This window comes from Pseudomonas sp. CAN1, assembly GCF_030462585.1.
Taxonomy (GTDB): Bacteria; Pseudomonadota; Gammaproteobacteria; order Pseudomonadales; family Pseudomonadaceae; genus Pseudomonas.
This window is the reverse complement of record NZ_JASMRU010000003.1, coordinates 181425-202380: the sequence shown is the minus strand read 5'-3', so window position 1 is coordinate 202380 and position 20956 is coordinate 181425. Positions and strand designations below refer to the sequence as shown.

The window sequence follows — 20956 nt, the reverse complement described above, 5'->3', positions numbered from 1 at the left end:
GGGGCAGCATGAAACGCATCCAGGTTCTCGATTCCCACACCGGCGGCGAACCCACACGCCTGGTGCTCGAAGGCTTTCCCGATCTGGGCAAGGGCAGCATGGCCGAACGCCGCGCGCTGCTGGCCGAACAGCACGACAGCTGGCGTGCCGCGACCGTGCTCGAACCGCGTGGCAGCGACGTGCTGGTCGGCGCGCTGCTCTGCGAACCGGTGGACCCGAGCGCCTGTGCCGGGGTGATCTTCTTCAACAACACCGGCTACCTTGGGATGTGCGGCCACGGCACCATCGGCCTGGTGGTCTCGCTGGCGCACCTGGGGCGCATCGGCCCCGGCACGCACAAGATCGAGACGCCGGTGGGCACCGTCGAAGCGACCCTGCACGACGACCGCTCGGTGAGCGTGCGCAACGTTCCCTCCTACCGCTACCGCAAGCAGGTGCCGGTAGAAGTGCCCGGCCACGGGCTGGTGCACGGCGACATTGCCTGGGGCGGCAACTGGTTTTTCCTGATCTCCGATCACGGCCTGCGCGTCGCCGGCGACAACCTTGATGAGCTGACCGCGTACACCGTTGCCGTACAGAAGGCGCTGGAAGACCAGGGCATCCGCGGCGAAGACGGCGGGCTGATCGACCATATCGAACTGTTTGCCGACGACCCCGAAGCGGACAGCCGCAACTACGTGCTCTGCCCCGGCAAGGCCTACGACCGCTCGCCCTGTGGCACCGGCACCAGCGCCAAGCTGGCGTGCCTGGCGGCTGATGGCAAGCTCGCCGCCGGCGCCGCCTGGCGCCAGGCCAGCGTGATCGGCAGCCAGTTCGAGGGCCGTTTCGAGTGGGTCGGCGAGCCGGCCGAGGGGCGCATCATTCCGACCATCCGTGGCCGCGCCAACATCAGCGCCGAGGCCACCCTGCTGCTGGAAGAGGATGATCCCTTCGCCTGGGGCATCCGCCCGTGAGCGATGCGGACATCATCGTCATCGGCGCCGGCATAGTCGGCGCCGCCTGCGCCCACGCCCTCGCCCGCCGCGGGCTGGACGTGCTGGTGCTGGACGCGCGCCTGCCCGGCGCCACCGCCGTCGGCATGGGTCACCTGCTGGTGCTCGACGACAACGCCGCCGAACTGGCGCTGAGCAACTACTCGCTGCAACGCTGGCGCGAGTGGGGCCACGACATGCCCGCCGAGTGCGCCTACCGCAGCAACGGCACGATGTGGCTGGCCGCCAATGACGAAGAGATGGCCGAAGCCGAACGCAAGTTAGCCGTGCTGCGCGAGCACGGCGTCGCCGCGAAACTGCTGAACAGCGCCGAGTTGCTGCAGGAAGAACCCGAGCTGCGCAAGGACCTGCACGGCGGGCTGGAGATCACCGGCGACGGCATTCTCTACGCACCGCGCGCCGCCGCCTGGCTACTGGAATCGGCGCTGAAGCCGATCCGCCAGCGCCAGGCGAAAGTGGTGGAAATCGACGAACCCCGCGTGCGCCTCGACAACGGCCAGTGGCTGAGCGCCAAGGCCGTGGTACTGGCCAACGGCATCCAGGCCGGCGAGCTGTGCCCCGGCCTGCCCATCGAGCCGAAGAAAGGCCACCTGCTGATCACCGACCGCTACCCCGGCAAGGTGCGCCGTACCCTGGTCGAGCTCGGCTACGTGACCAGCGCGCACAACGCCAGCGGCCCCTCGGTGGCCTGCAACATCCAGCCGCGCCCCACCGGCCAACTGTTCATCGGCGCCTCGCGGCAGTTCGGCACCACCGATCCGCAGGTGGAAGGCTGGATGCTGGCGAAGATGCTGCGTCGCGCCGTGGACTACATGCCTGGCCTGGCCAACCTCAACGTGATCCGCAGCTGGGCCGGCTTCCGCGCCGCCAGCCCGGACGGCATGCCGCTGGTGGGCGAGCACCCGCAGCGCCCTGGCCTGTGGCTGGCGGTCGGCCACGAAGGCCTCGGCGTAACCACCGCGCCGGGCACCGCCGACCTGCTCGCCGCGCAGCTGTGCGATGAGCCGCTGCCGCTGCCGGCCGAACCCTATTCCCCGCGCCGCTTCCTCGGAGCCAACGTCCATGCCTGAGCTGATCCTCGACGGCCGCCCGCTGCAGGTCGCCGCCGGCACCACGGTTGCCGCCGCGCTCGCCCTCGGCGGTGACGGTACCTCCCGCACCTCGGTCAGCGGCCAGCGCCGCGCGCCGCTGTGCGGCATGGGCGTCTGCCAGGAATGCCGGGTGAGCATCGACGGCCAGCGCCGCCTGGCCTGCCAGACCCTGTGCCGCGACGGCATGCAGGTGGAGACCCGCCCATGAACGCTGCGGCCGATATCGTCATCATCGGCGCCGGCCCGGCCGGGCTGTCCGCCGCCCTCGCCGCCGCGCCGAGCGGCACCAGTATCGTCATCCTCGACGATAACCCGCTGCCCGGCGGGCAGATCTGGCGCGACGGGCCCAATGCACACCTGCCGCGTGCCGCCGTCGAACTGCGCGAGCAAGTCGCCGCCTGCGCCAACGTCCACATTCACAGTGGCACGCGCGTGGTCGCCCTGGCCGGCGAGCGCGGCCTGCTGCTGGAAGACTTCGAGCGCGGCTGGCGGCTGGATTACCGCAAGCTGATCCTCTGCACCGGCGCTCGCGAGCTGCTGCTGCCCTTCCCCGGCTGGACATTGCCCGGCGTCACCGGCGCGGGTGGCCTGCAGGCGCTGGTGAAAGGCGGTATGCCGGTAGATGGGCAACGCGTGGTGATTGCCGGCAGCGGCCCGCTGCTGCTCGCCAGCGCCGCCACGGCCCGCGCCAACGGCGCGAAAATCCTGCGCATCGCAGAGCAGGCGTCCTGGCCGGCGCTCGCACGTTTTGCCATGAAGCTGCCGCGCTGGCCGAACAAGCTGCTGCAGTCCTTCGGCCTGTACGACCTGGCCTACCGCGCCGACAGCCATGTGGTCGCCGCCCTGGGTAGCGATCGTCTGGAAGGAGTGCGTATCAGTCAGGGCGGCAAGCTCAGGGAAATCGCCTGCGACCGGCTGGCCTGCGGCTTCGGCCTGATCCCCAACGTGCAGCTCGGCCAGGCGCTGGGCTGCGCGGTGGACGACGGCGCGATCCGCGTCGATGCCTGGCAAGCGAGCAGTCGCGATGGCATCTACGCAGCAGGTGAGTGCACCAGCTTCGGCGGTTCGGAAAAGGCCCTGGTGGAAGGCCGCATCGCTGGCCACGCCGCCGTTGGTGAACACGATCGCGCCCGCGAGTTCTGGGCGCAACGCCAGCGCTGGCAGGGTTTTGCCGACGCACTGAAACGCGAGTTTGCCCTCAACCCGCGCCTGAACCAACTGGCCCAGCCGGACACCCTCGTCTGCCGCTGCGAAGACGTGCCCTACTCGGCGCTGGCCGGCAAAGCGGACTGGACCGCCGCCAAGCTCGCCAGCCGCTGCGGCATGGGCGCCTGCCAGGGTCGCGTGTGCGGCGCGGCGGCGAAGCAGCTGTTCGGCTGGCAACCGCCGGCGCCGCGCCCGCCGTTCAGCCCGGCGCGGGTGGAGACCCTGTTGCAGCTGGCCGAAGACTGAAAGAGCAGACGGCGGATAACGCTTGGAGCGTTATCCGCCCTACGCGCCGCACTCCGTAGGGCGCATAAAGCGGCACGCTTTATCCGCCGCCTTTGCCTCCCCGAATTGACTACGGCGGATAACGCCCGAGGCGTTATTCGCCCTACCACGAAGGCCCTTCGCCCCGTATTCTCCATGTTCCGACAGCCGACCCGCTTCCCGATGCACGACCTGATCCCCCAGGGCGCCCGCGACCTGGACAGCCTGCTGCAGACTTTCCGGCAGATAGCCCCGCTGCTCGATGCCATGCCTGGCGTGGTGTTCTTCATCAAGGACACCGCGGCGCGCTACGTGCTGGTCAACCAGACCCTCGCGCGGCGCTGCGGCGTGAAGGATGCCAGCGAATTGCTCGGGCGCACCGCCGAGGACGTCTTCCCCTCGCGCTTCGGCCCGGTCTACACCGAGCAGGATCGCCGCGTGCTGGAAACCGGCGGCCAGCTCAGCGACCAGCTGGAGCTGCACCTCTACCCCGGCCGCCAACCCGGCTGGTGCCTGACCCACAAGCTGGCGCTGCGCGATGCCAATGGCGCGGTGATCGGCATGGCAGGGATTTCCAGCGACCTGCAGGCAGCGCAATCCACGCACCCGGCTTACCAGCGCCTGGCAGCGGTGGACGCCTATATCCGCGAACACTTCGACAAGCCGATCAACCTTGGCGAGCTGACCGAACTGGCCGGGCTGTCGGTCGCCCAGCTGGAACGCCGCTGCAAGCGCATCTTCCAGCTCACCCCGCGGCAGATGATCCACAAGGCGCGCCTCGGTGCGGCCACCCGCCTGCTCGGCGAAGACCTGCCGATCACCGAGATCGCCCTGCGCTGCGGCTACACCGACCACAGCGCCTTCAGCCGGCAATTCCGCGCGCTGACCGGGCTGTCGCCGACGCAGTACCGCGAGTCGCAATCCGCTTCCAGCTGACAAGACGCCCGTAGGGCGCATAACGCCTACGGCGTTATCCGCCGTCAGCCCAGCCGCGGAAATGGCGGATAAAGCGTGCCGCTTTATGCGCCCTACGAGCTGCTGGTTGCGTTCGTCGCACATGTTCGGCCTGGCGTAGGAGCGGACTCCGTCCGCGATCGGTATCCGCCGCGCAAAAGCATCGCGGATGAATCCGCTCCTACGCGAAGTTACAGTCCGCGACCAGACCCCACCGGTGCTCCCTGCAGGAGCGCTGTCCCGCCGAGTGCTCCCATAAGGGGCAACGAAACGCATTCCTGCTTCATTTGGTAACAGCGCGCAGAACCCGCCTACAGTTAATTCGGAAGGCTCCCAGTAACCAATCCCCCGAACACCGGGCGCTGCGACCCATGGGTCACGCCCGAGTGGTTTCTGGCACATGCCTTGCTCTGAAAAATATCGTATACGAAATCCATAATACAAAAACTGCTGCACAACACTGACTCAGAGAGGCCCTCATGAAATTCTCCCGAATTGCGCTAGCCCTCACCGCTGTGTTCCTCGTCGGCCAGGCCCAGGCCGACAAGCTCGACGACATCATCGAGTCCGGCAAGCTGCGCTGCGCCGTAACCCTGGACTTCCCGCCGATGGGCTCGCGCGATGCGCAGAACAACCCGGTCGGCTTCGACGTGGACTACTGCAACGACCTAGCGAAAGTGCTGGGCGTCACCGCCGAAGTCGTCGAGACGCCCTTCCCGGATCGTATCCCTGCGCTGGTCTCCGGCCGCGCCGACGTGATCGTCGCCTCCACCTCCGACACCCTGGAGCGCGCCAAGACGGTCGCCATGACCATCCCCTACTTCGCCTTCCAGATGGTGGTGCTGACCCGCGACGACACCGGCATCACCAAGTACGACGACCTCAAGGACCGCCCGGTGGGCAACACCAGCGGCACCTATGAAGCCATTGCCCTGGAGAAGGACGTGAAGAAGTGGGCCGGCAAGGGCAGCTTCCGCGCCTACCAGAGCCAGAACGACACCATCCTCGCCGTCGCCCAGGGCCACATCGACGCTACCGTGGTGACCAACACCGTCGCCGCCTCCACCCTCAAGTCCGGCAAGTACAAGGGCCTGAAGGTCGTCGGTAACGCGCCCTACGTGATCGACTACGTGTCGCTGGCCGCCGCGCGCAACGAGTACGGCCTGATCCATTACCTCAACCTCTTCGTCAACCAGCAGGTCCGTACCGGCCGCTACGCCGAGCTGTACGAGAAGTGGGTCGGCGGCGCCCCGGTCGATCTCACCGTTCCCCACGTGTACTACTGACAGCGGGTGCGACATGTCTTCGATGCAGGCTTCAAGGGTGCGGGACTCACGCCTTACAGGGCGGGTCCTGATGGGGGGTAGCGCCGAAGGGGCGCTACTCCATGCCGACACCGGGCTGAGCTTCTGGGGAGGCGTCGAGCCTTTCACGGGCGAGGTCATCGACCGCCACCATCCGCTGTCGGGCAGCTTCCTGCCCGGCCGGGTGCTGGCGATTCCCAGCGGACGCGGCTCCTGCACCGGCAGCAGCGTGATGCTGGAAATACTGCTCAACGGCCACGCGCCGGCAGCCCTGCTGCTGGCCGAGCCGGATGAAATCCTTACCCTCGGTGTACTGGTGGCGCAGGCGCTGTTCGGCCGCTCCATCCCGGTGCTGTGCCTGGGTAGCGAGGGCTTCGAGCAGTTGTCCGCGGGCGGCTGGGCCCGTATCGAAGACGGTCAGGTAACACTCACCGCCGAGCGCCCTGCCGATGGCTGGCAGGGCGTGATGGCCAGCGACGCCGGCCCGCTGCCGGCAGGCCTGGCATTGAATGCCGGCGACCATGATTTGCTCGACGGCAAGCACGGCAAGGCCGCCCAGGCCGCCATGCAGATCGTCCTGCGCATGGCCGCGCTGCAAGGCGCGAAGGATCTGCTCGATGTCGCCCAGGCGCACATCGACGGCTGCATCTATACCGGCCCCGCGAGCCTGCGCTTCGCCCGCCAGCTGGCGGACTGGGGCGGCAAGGTGAAGGTGCCGACCACCCTCAATTCCATCTCCGTGGACCATCGCCGCTGGCGCGAGCTGGGCGTCGACAAGGCCTTCGGCGAACCCGCCGCCGCGCTGGGCGATGCCTACATGGAGATGGGCGCACAGATGAGTTACACCTGCGCGCCCTACCTGCTGGACAGCAAGCCGAGCCTCGGCGAACAGGTGGTCTGGGCCGAGTCCAACGCCGTGGTGTACGCCAACAGCGTACTCGGCGCGCGGACCCTGAAATACCCGGATTACCTCGACATCTGCATCGCCCTCACCGGCCGCGCGCCAAACGTCGGCAGCCACCGCGACGAGGGCCGGCTGGCCACGCTGCGGATCGATGTCGAGCTGCCGGCCGCCCACGACGAATCGATCTTCCCGCTGCTCGGCTATCACATCGGCGAGCTGTGCGGCTCGCGTATCCCGGTGGTCGACGGCCTGCAGTCGCTGGCCCCGGACAGCGACGCGTTGAAAGCCTTCGGCGCAGCCTTCGCCACCACTTCCGCCGCACCGATGTTCCACATTGCCGGCGTCACTCCGGAGGCGCCGGACGCCACCACCGCCCTGGGTAACAAGGCGCCGCTGCAACACCTGCGCGTCACCCCGGCGGACCTGATCGCCTCCTGGCGTGAGTTGGACCACGCCAGCGAGCCGACCGTGCAACTGGTGTCGCTGGGCAACCCGCACTTCTCCGCCAGCGAATGCGCGGACCTGGCGAAACTCGTCGCCGGGCGCCGCAAGCATCCAGGCGTCGCGCTGGTCATCGCCCTCGGCCGCGCCGTACAGGAAAAGGCCCGTGCCGCCGGTGACGTGAAGGTGCTGGAAGACTTCGGCGCGCAACTGCTCAACGACACCTGCTGGTGCATGATCGGCGAGCCGGTGATCCCGCCGGCCTGCACCACGCTGATGACCAACTCGGCGAAGTACGCCCACTACGGTCCGGGCCTGGCCGGGCGCCAGGTGCATTTCGGCAGCCTGGCTGCGTGCGTCGAGGCGGCCTGCAGCGGGCGCGGTGACGGCGGCGTGCCGCACTGGCTGAGCGAGGGGGTACGCTGATGTTCAACTACAGCTTCCACTGGCGTTCCGCGTTCAAGGCCCTGCCGGACATGCTCGGCGGCGCCTGGGTCACCCTGGAGACAGCCGCGCTGTCGATGATCCTCGGCGTGCTGATCGCGCTGCTGCTGACCGTCATGCGGCAGATGAAGAACCCGCTGCTCAAGGGCTTCGCCGACACCTGGGTGTCGATTGCGCGCAACACCCCGTCGCTGTTCCAGATCTACATCCTCTACTTCGGCCTGGGCTCCTTCGGCCTGCACGTCAGCTCCTGGGTGGCGCTGCTGGCGGGGATCACCTTCAACAACGCCGGCTACCTCGCGGAGAACTTCCGTGGCGGCCTCAAGGCCGTGCCGGACACCCAGATGCGCGCCGCGCGCTCGCTGGGCATGAGCGCCTTCCAGGCGTACCGGATGATCATCGTTCCGCAGCTGCTGCGCATCGTCTATTACCCGTTGACGAACCAGATGGTCTGGGCGGTGCTGATGACCTCGCTGGGCGTGGTGGTGGGCCTGAACAACGACCTCACCGGCGTGACCCAGGACTTCAACGTGCGCACCTTCCGCACCTTCGAGTACTTCGCCCTGGCCGCGGTGCTCTATTACATCATCGCCAAGGTCATCGTGGCGGTCGCCCGCCTGTTGAGCTGGCGACTGTTCCGCTACTAGGAGAAGCGCGCATGTTTTCCACGAGCTTCACCGTCAACGACCTGATGTTCCTGCTGCAAGGGGCCTGGGTCACCGTCAAGCTGACCGTCGGCGCCATGCTCATCGGCACCCTCGCCGGCATCGTGCTGGGCTGGCTGCGCGCCGCCCTGCCACGGGCCACGATGCCGGTCGGCTGGTTCCTCGACATCTTCCGCAGCGTGCCGCTGCTGATCCAGTTCGTGCTGTTCAACTCGCTGAAGAGCATCGTCGGCCTGAACTGGAGCGCCTTCACCGTCGGCTGCCTGGTACTGGGCGTGTACGCAGCGGCGTTCTGCACCGAGATCATCCGCAGCGGCATCCTCGCCGTCGGTCCGAGCATCCGGCGGGCGAGCCGCTCGCTGGGTCTGACCTACTGGCAGGACCTGCGCTACATCGTGCTGCCGCTGGCCGCGCGGGTGGCCTTCCCCGGCTGGCTGAACCTGGTGCTGGGGGTGATGAAGGACACCGCGCTGGTCATGTGGATCGGCATCGTCGAACTGCTCCGCGCCTCGCAGACCATCGTGACGCGCATCCAGGAACCCCTGCTGGTGCTGTGCGTCGCCGGGGTCATCTATTACCTCATGAGTTGGGTCGTGGCGCGCCTCGGTGCCCGGCTGGAAAAAAGGTGGCAGGAAAATGATTGAAATCGACAACGTGCACAAAGCCTACGGCGACCTGGAAGTGGTCAAGGGCGTGAGCCTGACCGTGAAGAAAGGCGAAGTGGTCTCGATCATCGGCGGCTCGGGTTCGGGCAAGTCCACCCTGCTGATGTGCATCAACGGCCTGGAGCCGATTCAGCGCGGCAAGATCCGCGTCGACGGTATCGAGGTCCACGCCAAGACCACCGACCTGAACAAGCTGCGGCAGAAGATCGGCATCGTCTTCCAGCAGTGGAACGCCTTCCCGCACCTCACCGTGCTGGAGAACGTCATGCTCGCCCCGCGCAAGGTGCTCGGCCTGTCCAAGGAAGAGGCCGAGGCGATGGCGGTGAAGCAGCTCAAGCACGTCGGCCTGGGCGACAAGCTCAAGGTGTTCCCGCAGAAGCTCTCCGGCGGGCAACAGCAGCGCATGGCGATCGCCCGCGCGCTGGCCATGTCGCCGGATTACATGCTGTTCGACGAAGCCACCTCGGCGCTCGACCCGCAGTTGGTGGGCGAGGTGCTCGACACCATGCGCCTGCTCGCCGAAGAGGGCATGACCATGGTCCTGGTGACCCACGAAATCCGCTTTGCCCGCGACGTATCCGACCGCGTGGCGTTCTTCCGCGACGGGCTGGTGCACGAGATCGGCACGCCGGACCAGGTGATTGTCAATCCGCAGCGGGCGGAGACGGCGGAGTTCCTTCGCTCGGTGAACTGACCGCGCGCCTATTGGCCCATTCGCACAGGAGACAGACATGCGTTCGAGCAAGATCATCCACGTGGTCAGCTGCCATGCCGAGGGCGAGGTCGGCGATGTCATCGTCGGCGGCGTCGCCCCGCCGCCGGGCGACACCGTGTGGGCGCAGTCGCGCTTCATCGCCAGCGACAACGTGCTGCGCAACTTCGTCCTCAACGAACCGCGCGGCGGCGTGTTCCGCCACGTGAACCTGCTGGTGCCGCCAAAGGACCCGCGGGCGCAGATGGCCTGGATCATCATGGAGCCGGCCGACGTGCCGCCGATGTCCGGCTCCAATTCGCTGTGCGTCAGCACCGTGCTGCTCGACAGCGGCATCCTGCCGATGCAGGAACCGCAGACGCGCCTGACCCTGGAAGCTCCCGGCGGGCTGATCGAGGCCGTGGCCGACTGCAAGGACGGCAAGGTGCAGCGCGTGGAAGTACGCAACCTGCCCTCCTTCGCCGACAAGCTCGACGCCTGGATCGAAGTGGAAGGCCTGGGCTCGCTGCAGGTGGATACCGCTTACGGCGGCGACAGCTTCGTGCTGACCGATGCTCATTCGCTGGGCTTCACCCTGCACGCCTCGGAGGCCGCCGACCTGGTCGCCACCGGCCTGAAGATCACCCAGGCGGCGAACCAGCAGCTGGGCTTCCAGCACCCGGAAAACCACGACTGGGCGCACATCTCTTTCTGCCAGCTGACCGCTCCGGTGGAGCGCGTCGACGGCGTACTGCACGGCCGCAACGCAGTGGTCATCCGCCCCGGCAAGATCGACCGCTCGCCCTGCGGCACCGGTTGCTCGGCGCGCATGGCGGTGCTGCATGCCAAGGGCCAGCTGAAGGACGGCGAGCGCTTCGTCGGCCACTCGATCATCGATTCCAAGTTCCACTGCCGCATCGACGGCCTCACCAGCGTCGCCGGCAAACCGGCAATCCACCCGTGCATATCCGGCCGTGCCTGGATCACCGGCACCCACCAGCACCTGCTCGACCCGTCCGACCCGTGGCCGGAAGGCTACCGGCTCTCGGACACCTGGCCGAACGGCTACTGATTTCCCCCTTTCAACCCTGATTCGCCGCGTAGCGGCACCCGACGACGAAATGCTGTGGGATTTCCTTCAGACGTTTCGTATACGAAATACGACAATTGGAGACAAACATGAGCAAGAAGGTCAATTGGAGTGGCGTGTTCCCCGCGGTGACCACTCAGTTCAACGCCGATTTCTCGGTCAACCTGGAAGCCACCCACAAGGTGATCTCCAACCTGGTGCGCGACGGCGTCTCGGGCCTGGTGGTGTGCGGCAGCGTCGGTGAGAACACCTCGCTGTCCATCGAGGAAAAGATGGCCGTCACCGAGGTCGCCAAGGACGCTTCCGGCGGCCGTGTGCCGGTGATCTGCGGTATCGCCGAGTTCACCAGCCACGGCGCCTCCCAGGTGGCCAAGGCGGTGCAGAAGGTCGGCGTCGACGGCATCATGGTGATGCCCGCGCTGGTCTACTCCTCCAAGCCCCACGAGACCGCCGCGCACTTCCGCAGCGTGGCCACCAGCACCGACCTGCCGGTGATGGTCTACAACAACCCGCCGATCTATAAAAACGACGTCACCCCGGACATCCTCATCTCCCTGGCCGACTGCGAGAACATCGTCTGCTTCAAGGACAGCTCCGGCGACACCCGCCGCTTCATCGACGTACGCAATGAAGTGGGCAACCGCTTCATCCTCTTCGCCGGCCTCGACGACGTGGTTCTGGAGAGCATCGCGGTGGGTGCCGAGGGCTGGATCTCCGGCATGTCCAACGTCTTCCCGCAGGAAGGCGAGACCATCTTCCGCCTGTGCAAGGCCGGCCGTTATGAAGAGGCCATGCCGATCTACGAATGGCTGATGCCGATCCTCCACCTCGACGCCCGTCCGGACCTGGTGCAGTGCATCAAGCTCTGCGAGGAGATCGCCGGCCGCGGCACCGCCCTCACCCGCCCGCCGCGCCTGGCGCTGCAGGGCGCTGATCGCGAGCATGTGGRGACGATCATGGCCAAGGCACTGGCCAATCGGCCGAAGCTGCCGGATGTGGGGCTCTGAGTCGCAGCCAGTGAGAAGAGCGAACGACCGTGCGCGGGGACGCATCATGGTTCCCCGGCATGTTCGGTTCCCTCTCCCTAACCCTCTCCCTGAAGGGAGAGGGGACTGGTTCGGCGTGAAGAGGCAACGCGTACTCTTCCTGATGCCATCCCCGAAGGAGAGCACGACCGCCCGAGCCACTCGGACACTCCCTCTCCCTTCAGGGAGAGGGCTGGGGAGAGGGGCTCTTCGCCGCACCGAAATCCAGCACCAGAGAGCCCGCCCATGACCGCCCACAACTTCATCGCCGGCCAGCGCATCGGCGCCGGCACTGTCCGCCTGCAGAGCCTCGACGCCAGCACTGGCGAAGCCCTGCCCCGGGAATTCCTCCAGGCCACCGAGGCCGAAGTCGACGCCGCCGCCCGCGCCGCCGAAGCCGCGTTCCCGGCCTACAACGCCCTGTCGCCGGAACGCCGCGCGCAGTTCCTCGACGCCATCGCCAGCGAACTCGAAAGCCTCGGCGACGACTTCATCGCTACCGTCTGCCGCGAGACCGCGCTGCCCGCCGCACGCATCCAGGGCGAACGTGGCCGCACCGCCAATCAGATGCGCCTGTTCGCCAAGGTCCTGCGCCGCGGCGACTTCCTCGGTGCGCGTATCGACAGCGCGCTGCCCGAGCGCCAGCCGCTGCCACGTCCGGATCTACGCCAGTACCGCACCGGCGTCGGCCCGGTGGCGGTGTTCGGCGCCAGCAACTTCCCGCTGGCCTTCTCCACCGCCGGTGGCGATACCGCCGCCGCACTGGCCGCCGGTTGCCCGGTGGTGGTGAAGGCCCACAGCGGCCACATGGCCACCGCCGAATTCGTCGGCGAGGCAATCACCCGCGCAGCCGAGTCCACCGGCATGCCGGCTGGCGTGTTCAACATGATCTACGGCGCCGGCGTCGGCGAGCCGCTGGTGAAGCACCCGGCGATCCAGGCAGTCGGCTTCACCGGTTCGCTCAAGGGCGGCCGCGCGCTGTGCGATCTGGCTGCCGCACGCCCGCAGCCGATCCCGGTATTCGCCGAGATGAGCAGCATCAACCCGGTCCTGGTGCTACCCGCCGCCCTGGAAACCCGCGGCGAGAAAATCGCCCGTGAGCTGATCGACTCGGTGGTCATGGGTTGCGGCCAGTTCTGCACCAACCCCGGCCTGGTGATCGGCATCGCCTCGCCGGCGTTCAGCCTGTTCGTCGCCAACCTGATCGCCGAGATCGGCCAGCGCCCGGCGCAGACCATGCTCAACGCCGGCACCCTGAAGAGCTACGAAAAAGGCATCGCCCGCCTGCTCACCCACCCCGCCGTGCGCCACCTCGCCGGCCAGCCGCAGGAGGGCAAGCAAGCGCTGCCGCAACTGTTCCAGGCCAAGGCCGAATTGCTGCTCCAGGGTGAGGAACTGTTGCAGGAAGAGGTCTTCGGTCCGACCACCATCGTCGTCGAGGTGGCCGATGAGGCTGAACTGCGCCGCGCGCTGGACGGCCTGCACGGCCAGCTCACCGCCACGCTGATCGCCGAAGCCGAGGACCTGTCACGCTTCGCCGCGCTGGTACCGGTGCTGGAGCGCAAGGCCGGGCGCCTGCTGATCAACGGCTACCCGACCGGCGTGGAAGTCTGCGATGCCATGGTCCACGGCGGCCCCTATCCGGCGACCTCCGACGCGCGCGGCACCTCGGTCGGCAGCCTGGCCATCGACCGCTTCCTGCGCCCGGTGTGCTACCAGAACTACCCCGACGCGCTGCTGCCCGACGCGCTGAAGGACGCCAACCCGCTGGGTATCGCACGGCTGGTGGATGGCGAGACGACGCGTGGTGCGGTGACTCGCTGAGGGTTCGTCGGCGCGGGAGTGAACTGTCGGCCAGTCCGCGCCGATGCTCAGCCCCGGCTTCGTGCCGGGGCTTTTTTATACCCAGGTGGTGGGTTTTGCGTACGAGCGGACTCTGTCCGCGATAGGTTCGCATCGCGCCGGAAACCATCGCGGATAAATCCGCTCCTACAATCGCCGCGCCGTTCCACGCTTTGGTAGGGCGCATAACGCGCCAGCGTTATCCGCCGAGCCGTGCTCTTCGTAGGAGCGAGCTTGCTCGCGAACCAAGCAAGCAATGGAGCAAAGCTGTTCGCGAGCAATAACGATGGCGTCCCCCTCGCTCCTACAAGGGCGTCGCGTTATTCCAGCAGCTTGCGCAAATCGGCATACAGCGAATCGCTGATCTCCACGCCCTCGGCGAGGCTGCGCTTTCGCGCCGCGAAGCGCCGCTGGGACGGCAAGCGCGCGCCCATGTCGACGATGGATTCGAATAGCTGCTCCGCCCGCGCCAGGTGCTGCGCAGCGTCGGCGCCGAGGAAGCGTGCCGGGTCCAGCGCGATCAGCAACTCGCCATGGTGTGGCGAGGACTTGGTGCCCTCGTCGAACACCGTGGATTCGGCGCTGGTCAGGTCGCCGATCAGCGGGCCGGCAATCAGCTCGACCATGGTCGCCAGCGCCGAGCCCTTGTGCCCGCCGAAAGTCAGCATGGCACCATCGAGCACCGCGCTCGGGTCGGTGCTGGGGTTGCCCTGGGCGTCGATGCCCCAGCCCAGCGGGATCGCCTTGCCCTCGCGCTCGTGCAGCTGGATTTCCCCGCGCGCCACGACGGTGGTGGCGAAATCGAAGACATAAGGATCGTTCTCGCCACGCGGCCAGCCGAAGGCGATGGGGTTGGTGCCGAACAGTGGTCGCGTCCCGCCAGCCGGCGCCACATAGGCCTGGGCCGGGGTAACCGCCAGCGCCACCAGGCCCTGGGCGGTGATCCGCTCGATCTCCACCCACAGCGCCGAGAAATGCACGCAATGGTTGATCGCCAGCGCCGCCAACCCCTGGCTGCGGGCCTTCTCCGCCAGTTTCGGCAGGCCCAGGTCGAAGGCACACTGCGAGAAGCTGCCCTTGGCATCCACCCGTACAATCGCCGGCGCGGGCTCGGACAGCTCCGGCACGGCATCGGCCACCACCTTGCCGGCGCGCACGGTGTGGATGCAGCCCAGTAGCCGCCAGACTCCGTGAGAGGTGCAACCATCGCGCTCGCCAGCCAGCACGGTGTCGGTCACCGCCTGCACGTGGGGTTCGCTGAAGCCGTTGTGGCGCAGGATCGCCACCGACAGTTCGCGCAGTTCATCCAGGCTCAGTCGGGCCACGCCATCCTCCTCAGATTGCAACAAAAGCCTGCGGCAAACCGCCGCCGGTCGGTGATCGGTCTACCATGGAGTCTCGCGCCTGGCCCCGCTTGCGCGCAATCGCCGGCAGCGACGACGATTTCGGCACAGCCTGACGACCACATCCCGACCATCCGGTCGTCCGAAGGATTGGCCCCACGTTGCTTGGGCCATTTCAGCGCATCAGGTAAACTTCCGCATCTTTGCCTTCTCATAACGATCAGCCTGATGCCCACGACGTTTCACGAGATTCCCCGCGCGCGCCCTGCCACGCCCCTGCTCGATCGCGCCAGCACGCCGGTCGAGCTGCGTCGCCTGGGCGAAGCGGAGCTGCTGACCCTCGCTGACGAACTGCGCCAGTACCTGCTGTACAGCGTCGGCCAGACCGGCGGCCACTTCGGCGCGGGCCTGGGCGTCATCGAACTGACGATTGCCCTGCACTACGTCTTCGACACCCCGGACGACCGACTGGTGTGGGACGTCGGCCACCAGGCCTACCCGCACAAGATCCTCACCGGTCGCCGCGAGCGCATGGGCAGCCTGCGCCAGAAGGACGGCCTGGCCGCCTTCCCGCGCCGCTCCGAGAGCGAGTACGACACCTTCGGCGTCGGTCATTCCAGCACCTCCATCAGCGCTGCACTGGGCATGGCCATCGCCGCGCGCATGCAGGGCTCGGGGCGCAAGTCGGTGGCAGTGATCGGCGACGGTGCACTGACCGCCGGCATGGCCTTCGAGGCGCTCAACCACGCGTCGGAGGTCAAGGCCGACATGCTGGTGATCCTCAACGACAACGACATGTCGATTTCGAACAACGTCGGCGGCCTGTCCAACTACCTGGCCAAGATCCTCTCCAGCCGCACCTACAGCAGCATGCGCGAAGGCAGCAAGAAGGTGCTCTCGCGCCTGCCCGGCGCCTGGGAGATCGCCCGCCGCACCGAGGAATACGCCAAGGGCATGCTGGTCCCCGGCACGCTCTTCGAGGAGCTGGGCTGGAACTACATCGGCCCCATCGACGGCCACGACCTGCCGACCCTGATCGCCACCCTGCGCAACATGCGTGACCTCAAGGGCCCGCAGTTCCTCCACGTGGTGACCAAGAAGGGCAAGGGCTTCGGCCCGGCCGAGATCGACCCGATCGGCTACCACGCCATCACCAAGCTCGAACCCGAGGGCGCCGCCGCCCACACCGCGCCGAAGAAGGCCGGCGGGCCGAAGTACTCCAGCGTGTTCGGCCAGTGGCTGTGCGACATGGCCGCCCAGGACCCGCGCCTGGTCGGCATCACCCCGGCGATGAAGGAAGGCTCCGATCTGGTCGCCTTCGCCGACAAGTTCCCGGAGCGCTACTTCGACGTTGCCATCGCCGAACAGCACGCCGTGACCCTGGCGGCCGGCATGGCCTGTGACGGCGCCAAGCCGGTGGTGGCGATCTACTCCACCTTCCTGCAGCGCGGCTACGACCAGCTGGTGCATGACGTCGCGGTGCAGAACCTCGACGTGCTGTTCGCCATCGACCGCGCTGGTCTCGTTGGCGAAGACGGCCCGACCCACGCCGGCAGCTTCGACCTCTCCTACCTGCGCTGCATCCCCGGCATGCTGGTGATGACCCCCAGCGACGAGAACGAACTGCGCAAGCTGCTCACCACCGGCCATCACTTCGAAGGCCCGGCGGCAGTACGCTACCCGCGCGGCACCGGCCCCAACGCGCCCATCGAGGCGGCGCTGGAACCGGTCGAGATCGGCAAGGGCGTGCTGCGCCGCGAAGGCAAGGCCGGCAAGGTCGCCTTCCTGGTGTTCGGCGTGCAACTGGCCGAAGCGCTGAAGGTGGCCGAGCAGTTCGACGCAACCGTCGCCGACATGCGCTTCGTCAAGCCGCTGGACGAAGAGCTGGTGCGCCAGCTGGCCGCCAGCCACGAGCTGCTGGTGACCATCGAGGAGAACTCGGTGATGGGTGGCGCCGGCGCCGCCGTCAGCGAATTCCTCGCCCGCGAGAACCTCCAGCAGCCGATCCTGCACCTGGGCCTGCCAGACCATTACGTCGAGCACGCCAAACCGGCGCAGATGCTCGCGGAGTGCGGTCTTGACGCTGCCGGCATCGAAGCTTCGGTGACGGCGCGCCTGGAGGCCCTCAGCCAACGCTGAGACCGATCGGCGCATCTCCCACCGGGAGTATTGCCAGTGACGGGCGCACCGACTAAGGTGCGCCCGTTTTCGTTCGAGGTAACGGGAAGCAGGTGAAAGACCTGCGCTGCCCCCGCAACGGTAACCGACGCGCTCCCTAAGGGAGTGCAGCATCGCCATCCGCCACTGCTTACGCGGGAAGGCGGCGATGTGACGTCGGCAGCCCGGAGACCGCCCTCGACACGCCCCGACAGGTGTTGCGGAGGGCCGCACCGTCAAGTGCGGCCTGCCGCCCTTGTCACGCCCTCCTCGAAAGTCATCCGACCGCTTTTGAGGACGCTCCATGAAACTGACCCGACTCGCCCTGGCCACCAGCCTGCTGCCCGGCATGGCTTTCGCCGCTGGCGACATCTACAAGCTTTCCGACCAGGTGATCACCTCCGCCCGCCAGGCCCAGCCGCGCGCCGATGCCACCTCGGCCAACAGCGTGTTCACCCGCGCCGACATCGAACGCCTGCAAGTGCGCAGCGTGCCTGCCCTGCTCGCCCGCGTGCCCGGCGTGCAGATGGGCAGCTCCGGCGGCGTGGTCTCCTACTCCGTGCGCGGCGCCAGTACCGCGCAGACCCTGGTGCTGGTGGACGGCCAGCGCGTCGCCTCGGCCAGCAGCGGCATCGCCCGCCTGGACTACCTGAGCATCGACAGCATCGAGCGCGTCGAAGTGACCCGTGGCCCGCGCTCCGCGTTGTACGGCGCGGACGCCATTGGTGGCGTCATCCAGATCTTCACCCGCCGCGGCGAAGCCGGCCTGCACCCGGAAGTGCGCCTGGCCGCCGGCAGCCACGGCACCTTCGAGCGCAGCCTGAGCCTCTCCGGCGGCAATGAGCAGACCCGCTACAACCTCGGCGGCAGCCTCGACGAAAGCCAGGGCTGGGACCGCACCAGCGACAACGTCGGCGCCGACAACGACCACGACGCCCAGCGCAACAAGGCCGTGCACCTGAACCTGGATCATCGCTTCAGCGAGGACTGGAAAGCCGGCCTGAACCTCAACGACCAGCGCGGCAAGAACGAATACGACGACGCCTACAACTTCGAACCGGGCTCGCCCCAGGACCAGTTCCGCGTCAGTAGCTACAGCGCCTACCTCGACGGCCAGATCACCCGGATGTGGAACAGCCGCCTGGAGCTGGGCCGCAGCTTCGACCGCAACAAGGCCGTGGGCGCCGCCGACAGCTGGAACAACGGCACCCTGGAAACCACCCGCCACTCGGCGAGCTGGATCAACCGCCTGCAACTGGACGAAGCCAACCAGTTGGCCCTGGGCGCGGACTGGTACGAAGACAAGGTCGACGGCAGCACCGCCTTCGCCGAAGACCAGCGCAGCAACCGTGCCTTCTTCGCCCAGCACAGTTTCAAGGGCGAGAGCTTCGGCACCGAACTGGGCATCCGCCACGACAACAACCAGGCCTACGGCAGCCAGAACAGCTGGAACGCCGCCTTCAGCCTGCCGGTGGGCGACAATCAGACCTGGATCGCCAGCTACGGCGAAGGCTTCCGCGCGCCGACCTTCAGCGACCTCTACTACCCAGGCGCGAGCAACCCGGACCTCAAGGCCGAGACCTCGAAGACCTACGAGCTGCAGTGGCGCGGCGACTTCTCCGGCACGCATCTGGAAGCCTCGCTGTACCGCACCGAGATCGACGACATGATTGCCTGGGACAGCAACAGCAATCAGCCGGAGAACATCAACAAGGCGCGCATCGACGGCTTCGAGGCCAGCGTCGCCCGCGAAGTGCTGGGCTGGCAGGCCGCCCTCGGCCTGAGTCTGATCGACCCGCGCGACCGCGACACCGGCCACACCCTGCCGTACCGCGCGCGCCGCACCCTGAGCCTGGACCTGGATCGCCAGTTCGGCGCCTTCGGCGTCGGCGGCACCTGGCGCGCAGTCAGCCAGCGCTACGACGACGCAGCCAACACCCGCGAGCTGTCCGGCTACGGCGTGCTCGACCTGCGCACCAGCTGGCTGGCCAGCAACGAGATTCGCTTCGACCTGAAGCTGGATAACGCCCTGGACCGCAACTACACCCTGGGCGACTACCTGCGCCCGACCAGCCCCAGCGACTACTTCGGCGAAGCCCGACCCTACCGCGAACCGGGCCGCACCGCGCTGCTGGCGGTGACCTGGACGCCGGAGCTGTAAGGCGAGGGACTTTTGTAGGATGGCGTGGAGCGAAGCGATACCCATCGCTCACTGCACCAACCGCATGGGTATCGCCTAGGCTCCACCCATCCTACATTCGAGGCTCCCTGCACCCGTAGGAGCGGCACCGGTGGCTGTTCGCGAGCAAGCACGGCAAGGGAGTAACGTAGGGCGGATAACGCTGGCGCGTTTTGCGCCCTACGCCCACCCGGTCATCGGTGTGGGAATGGACTCAGCCCAGAACCCCCGCCATCCGCCCCAGCTCCGCGCAGTCCTGCGCGTGCCAGTCGGTCAGCTCCGGCCAGGGGTTCTCCGCGAGGTTCACCAGCGCACTGTGCGCGCCCGCAGCACGGGCACAGTCGAGGTCGAAGCGGTAGTCGCCGACCATCAGCATCCGCTGCGGCTCCACTTCCCAGCGCGCGGCGAGGCGCAGCAGGCCGTCCGGGCTGGGCTTGGGATCGGCCTCGCCACGGCCGAGGACATCCTCGGTGAGGAAGCAGTCACCGATGCCGATGGCCGCCAGCGTGATCAGCGCCAGCTCGTGGGCATTGCGGGTGAGAATGCCCAGGCGGTAGCCGGCGCCATGCAGCGCGCGCACCAGTTCCACCGCACCCGGCGCGGCCCTGGAAGCCACCGCCAGCTCGCGCTCGTGCTCCAGCAGCCAGGCATGCTTGGCCGCCGCCTCGTCCTCCGGCAATGCGGCCAGATGGGTGAGGATGTCGTGCTCCTGGGGAATCCCAAGGGCCCGCTTGATCGCCGGGAAGTCGTGCACCGCCAGGGTCAGGGTGCCGTCCATGTCGAACACCCAGTGGCGCACTTCACCCAACGTCATGTCCAGCGTCATGCCCAGTCCTCGCGGTGGCGGATCAGGCCCTCCTGGGTCGAGGAGGCGACCAGCTGGCCGTCACGGTTGAAGATGCTGCCGCGCACGAAGCCGCGGCCGTTGCCGGCCCAGGGGCTGTCGATGGCGTAGAGCAGCCACTCGTCCGCGCGCAGGTCGCGGTGGAACCACACGGAATGGTCGATGGTGGCGACCTGCATGTCCTTCTGCCACACCGAGCGGCCGTGGGGCAGCAGCGAGGTGGTGAGGAAACCGAAGTCCGAGGCGTAGGCAAGGATGTACTTGTGCAGCGCCGGGATGTCCGGCAGCTTGCCGTCGGCGCGCAGCCAGAGGTACTTGATCGGCTCGCCGACCTCCGGGTCGTACGGGTCGTTCTCGGTGACCGGGCGGATTTCGATGGGCTTGGGGTAGAGCAGCTTGTCGCGGATGCGCTCGGGGAACTGCTCGGCGCTGCGCTTCTTCAGCTCCTGATCAGTGGGCAGGTTCTCCGGGCCGACCACGTCAGGCATGGCGATCTGGTGCTCGAAGCCGCCCTCGTCGGTCTGGAACGAGGTGCTCAGGGCGAAGATCGGCTGGCCCTTCTGGATCGCGGTGACGCGGCGGGTGCTGAAGGTGCCGCCATCGCGCACGCGGTCGACCTGGTAGACGACCGGCTTGCTGGCATCGCCCGGGCGCAGGAAGTAGCCGTGCATCGAGTGCACGTGGCGCTCCGGCTCCACCGTCTGGCTGGCCGCCGACAGCGCCTGGCCGAGCACCTGCCCGCCGTACAGCTGGCGGAACCCGAGGTCCTGGCTCGTGCCGCGGAACAGGTTCTCTTCGATCTGTTCCAGGCTCAGCAGAGCCACCAGGTTGTCCAGGATCTGGGTCATGCGCGTT

General features: G+C 67.6%; 18 protein-coding genes and 1 riboswitch. Of the genes, 15 read left to right on the top strand and 3 right to left on the bottom strand.

The genetic code is table 11. The features are described 5' to 3' along the window. The first annotated feature begins 8 nt into the window (after nucleotides 1-8). From QO207_RS06490 to QO207_RS06430, 13 genes are all read left to right on the top strand, one after another. A complete protein-coding gene (locus QO207_RS06490) occupies nucleotides 9-953 on the top strand; it encodes a 4-hydroxyproline epimerase (protein WP_301531679.1) in 945 nt (314 codons plus the stop codon). Beyond that, complete coding sequence (locus tag QO207_RS06485; RefSeq protein WP_301531678.1) at nucleotides 950-2062, top strand: FAD-binding oxidoreductase; 1113 nt, start codon at nucleotides 950-952, stop codon at nucleotides 2060-2062. The genes QO207_RS06490 and QO207_RS06485 overlap by 4 nt, the downstream gene beginning before the upstream one ends. Continuing rightward, entirely contained in the window at nucleotides 2055-2291 is a 237-nt protein-coding gene (locus QO207_RS06480) for a 2Fe-2S iron-sulfur cluster-binding protein (RefSeq protein WP_301531677.1), read from the top strand. Before QO207_RS06485 ends, QO207_RS06480 begins: the two co-directional genes overlap by 8 nt. Next, complete coding sequence (locus tag QO207_RS06475; RefSeq protein WP_301531676.1) at nucleotides 2288-3535, top strand: FAD/NAD(P)-binding oxidoreductase; 1248 nt, start codon at nucleotides 2288-2290, stop codon at nucleotides 3533-3535. The genes QO207_RS06480 and QO207_RS06475 overlap by 4 nt, the downstream gene beginning before the upstream one ends. A 174-nt stretch (nucleotides 3536-3709) precedes the next feature. Beyond that, nucleotides 3710-4489, top strand: coding sequence for an AraC family transcriptional regulator (locus QO207_RS06470; RefSeq protein WP_301531675.1), 780 nt, complete (start codon nucleotides 3710-3712; stop codon nucleotides 4487-4489). A 497-nt stretch (nucleotides 4490-4986) separates the two neighbouring features. Further along, nucleotides 4987-5793, top strand: a complete 807-nt coding sequence (locus tag QO207_RS06465; protein WP_138212082.1) for a transporter substrate-binding domain-containing protein — start codon at nucleotides 4987-4989, stop codon at nucleotides 5791-5793. A gap of 70 nt (nucleotides 5794-5863) precedes the next feature. After that, the gene (locus QO207_RS06460) at nucleotides 5864-7582 is read left to right on the top strand and encodes an aconitase family protein (RefSeq protein ID WP_301531674.1); all 1719 of its coding nucleotides are present in this window, start codon (nucleotides 5864-5866) and stop codon (nucleotides 7580-7582) included. Further along, nucleotides 7582-8247, top strand: a complete 666-nt coding sequence (locus QO207_RS06455) for an amino acid ABC transporter permease (RefSeq protein ID WP_045216994.1) — start codon at nucleotides 7582-7584, stop codon at nucleotides 8245-8247. Before QO207_RS06460 ends, QO207_RS06455 begins: the two co-directional genes overlap by 1 nt. 11 nt (nucleotides 8248-8258) lie before the next feature. Continuing rightward, nucleotides 8259-8909 (top strand): amino acid ABC transporter permease, encoded by a 651-nt coding sequence (locus QO207_RS06450; RefSeq protein WP_253449182.1) that lies wholly within the window; start codon nucleotides 8259-8261, stop codon nucleotides 8907-8909. After that, nucleotides 8902-9624 (top strand): amino acid ABC transporter ATP-binding protein, encoded by a 723-nt coding sequence (locus tag QO207_RS06445; protein WP_138212079.1) that lies wholly within the window; start codon nucleotides 8902-8904, stop codon nucleotides 9622-9624. Before QO207_RS06450 ends, QO207_RS06445 begins: the two co-directional genes overlap by 8 nt. A gap of 37 nt (nucleotides 9625-9661) precedes the next feature. Then, entirely contained in the window at nucleotides 9662-10693 is a 1032-nt protein-coding gene (locus QO207_RS06440; RefSeq protein ID WP_301531673.1) for a proline racemase family protein, read from the top strand. Between the two features lie 107 nt (nucleotides 10694-10800). After that, entirely contained in the window at nucleotides 10801-11718 is a 918-nt protein-coding gene (locus tag QO207_RS06435) for a dihydrodipicolinate synthase family protein (RefSeq protein ID WP_301531672.1), read from the top strand. Between the two features lie 264 nt (nucleotides 11719-11982). Then, nucleotides 11983-13560, top strand: coding sequence for an aldehyde dehydrogenase (NADP(+)) (locus QO207_RS06430; RefSeq protein WP_301531671.1), 1578 nt, complete (start codon nucleotides 11983-11985; stop codon nucleotides 13558-13560). A 338-nt stretch (nucleotides 13561-13898) separates the two neighbouring features. On the opposite strand, the gene QO207_RS06425 is transcribed toward QO207_RS06430, so the two are convergent. Further along, nucleotides 13899-14903, bottom strand: coding sequence for an Ldh family oxidoreductase (locus QO207_RS06425; RefSeq protein ID WP_301531670.1), 1005 nt, complete (start codon nucleotides 14901-14903; stop codon nucleotides 13899-13901). A 246-nt stretch (nucleotides 14904-15149) separates the two neighbouring features. Between QO207_RS06425 and dxs the strand changes: the two genes are divergently transcribed. Next, nucleotides 15150-17060, top strand: coding sequence for a 1-deoxy-D-xylulose-5-phosphate synthase (dxs, locus tag QO207_RS06420; RefSeq protein ID WP_301531669.1), 1911 nt, complete (start codon nucleotides 15150-15152; stop codon nucleotides 17058-17060). Between the two features lie 37 nt (nucleotides 17061-17097). Then, a riboswitch (cobalamin riboswitch) is annotated at nucleotides 17098-17294 on the top strand. 88 nt (nucleotides 17295-17382) lie between these two features. Further along, a complete protein-coding gene (locus QO207_RS06415) occupies nucleotides 17383-19239 on the top strand; it encodes a TonB-dependent receptor (RefSeq protein WP_301531668.1) in 1857 nt (618 codons plus the stop codon). A gap of 232 nt (nucleotides 19240-19471) precedes the next feature. Here the strand turns inward: QO207_RS06415 and QO207_RS06410 are convergent, their stop codons facing one another. Further along, entirely contained in the window at nucleotides 19472-20071 is a 600-nt protein-coding gene (locus QO207_RS06410) for an HAD family hydrolase (RefSeq protein ID WP_301531817.1), read from the bottom strand. An 8-nt stretch (nucleotides 20072-20079) separates the two neighbouring features. After that, a complete protein-coding gene (gene tesB, locus QO207_RS06405) occupies nucleotides 20080-20949 on the bottom strand; it encodes an acyl-CoA thioesterase II (protein WP_301531667.1) in 870 nt (289 codons plus the stop codon). Between the last annotated feature and the right edge of the window lie 7 nt (nucleotides 20950-20956).

Coding starts and splice junctions, on each gene's coding strand:
- QO207_RS06410 (WP_301531817.1), bottom strand. CDS start 20,071: ATGACGTTGGGTGAAGTGCGCCACTGGGTGTTCGACATGGACGGCACC.
- QO207_RS06445 (WP_138212079.1), top strand. CDS start 8,902: ATGATTGAAATCGACAACGTGCACAAAGCCTACGGCGACCTGGAAGTG.
- QO207_RS06455 (WP_045216994.1), top strand. CDS start 7,582: ATGTTCAACTACAGCTTCCACTGGCGTTCCGCGTTCAAGGCCCTGCCG.
- QO207_RS06470 (WP_301531675.1), top strand. CDS start 3,710: ATGTTCCGACAGCCGACCCGCTTCCCGATGCACGACCTGATCCCCCAG.
- QO207_RS06465 (WP_138212082.1), top strand. CDS start 4,987: ATGAAATTCTCCCGAATTGCGCTAGCCCTCACCGCTGTGTTCCTCGTC.
- QO207_RS06415 (WP_301531668.1), top strand. CDS start 17,383: ATGAAACTGACCCGACTCGCCCTGGCCACCAGCCTGCTGCCCGGCATG.
- QO207_RS06440 (WP_301531673.1), top strand. CDS start 9,662: ATGCGTTCGAGCAAGATCATCCACGTGGTCAGCTGCCATGCCGAGGGC.
- QO207_RS06450 (WP_253449182.1), top strand. CDS start 8,259: ATGTTTTCCACGAGCTTCACCGTCAACGACCTGATGTTCCTGCTGCAA.
- QO207_RS06460 (WP_301531674.1), top strand. CDS start 5,864: ATGGGGGGTAGCGCCGAAGGGGCGCTACTCCATGCCGACACCGGGCTG.
- dxs (WP_301531669.1), top strand. CDS start 15,150: ATGCCCACGACGTTTCACGAGATTCCCCGCGCGCGCCCTGCCACGCCC.
- QO207_RS06490 (WP_301531679.1), top strand. CDS start 9: ATGAAACGCATCCAGGTTCTCGATTCCCACACCGGCGGCGAACCCACA.
- QO207_RS06430 (WP_301531671.1), top strand. CDS start 11,983: ATGACCGCCCACAACTTCATCGCCGGCCAGCGCATCGGCGCCGGCACT.
- QO207_RS06475 (WP_301531676.1), top strand. CDS start 2,288: ATGAACGCTGCGGCCGATATCGTCATCATCGGCGCCGGCCCGGCCGGG.
- tesB (WP_301531667.1), bottom strand. CDS start 20,949: ATGACCCAGATCCTGGACAACCTGGTGGCTCTGCTGAGCCTGGAACAG.
- QO207_RS06480 (WP_301531677.1), top strand. CDS start 2,055: ATGCCTGAGCTGATCCTCGACGGCCGCCCGCTGCAGGTCGCCGCCGGC.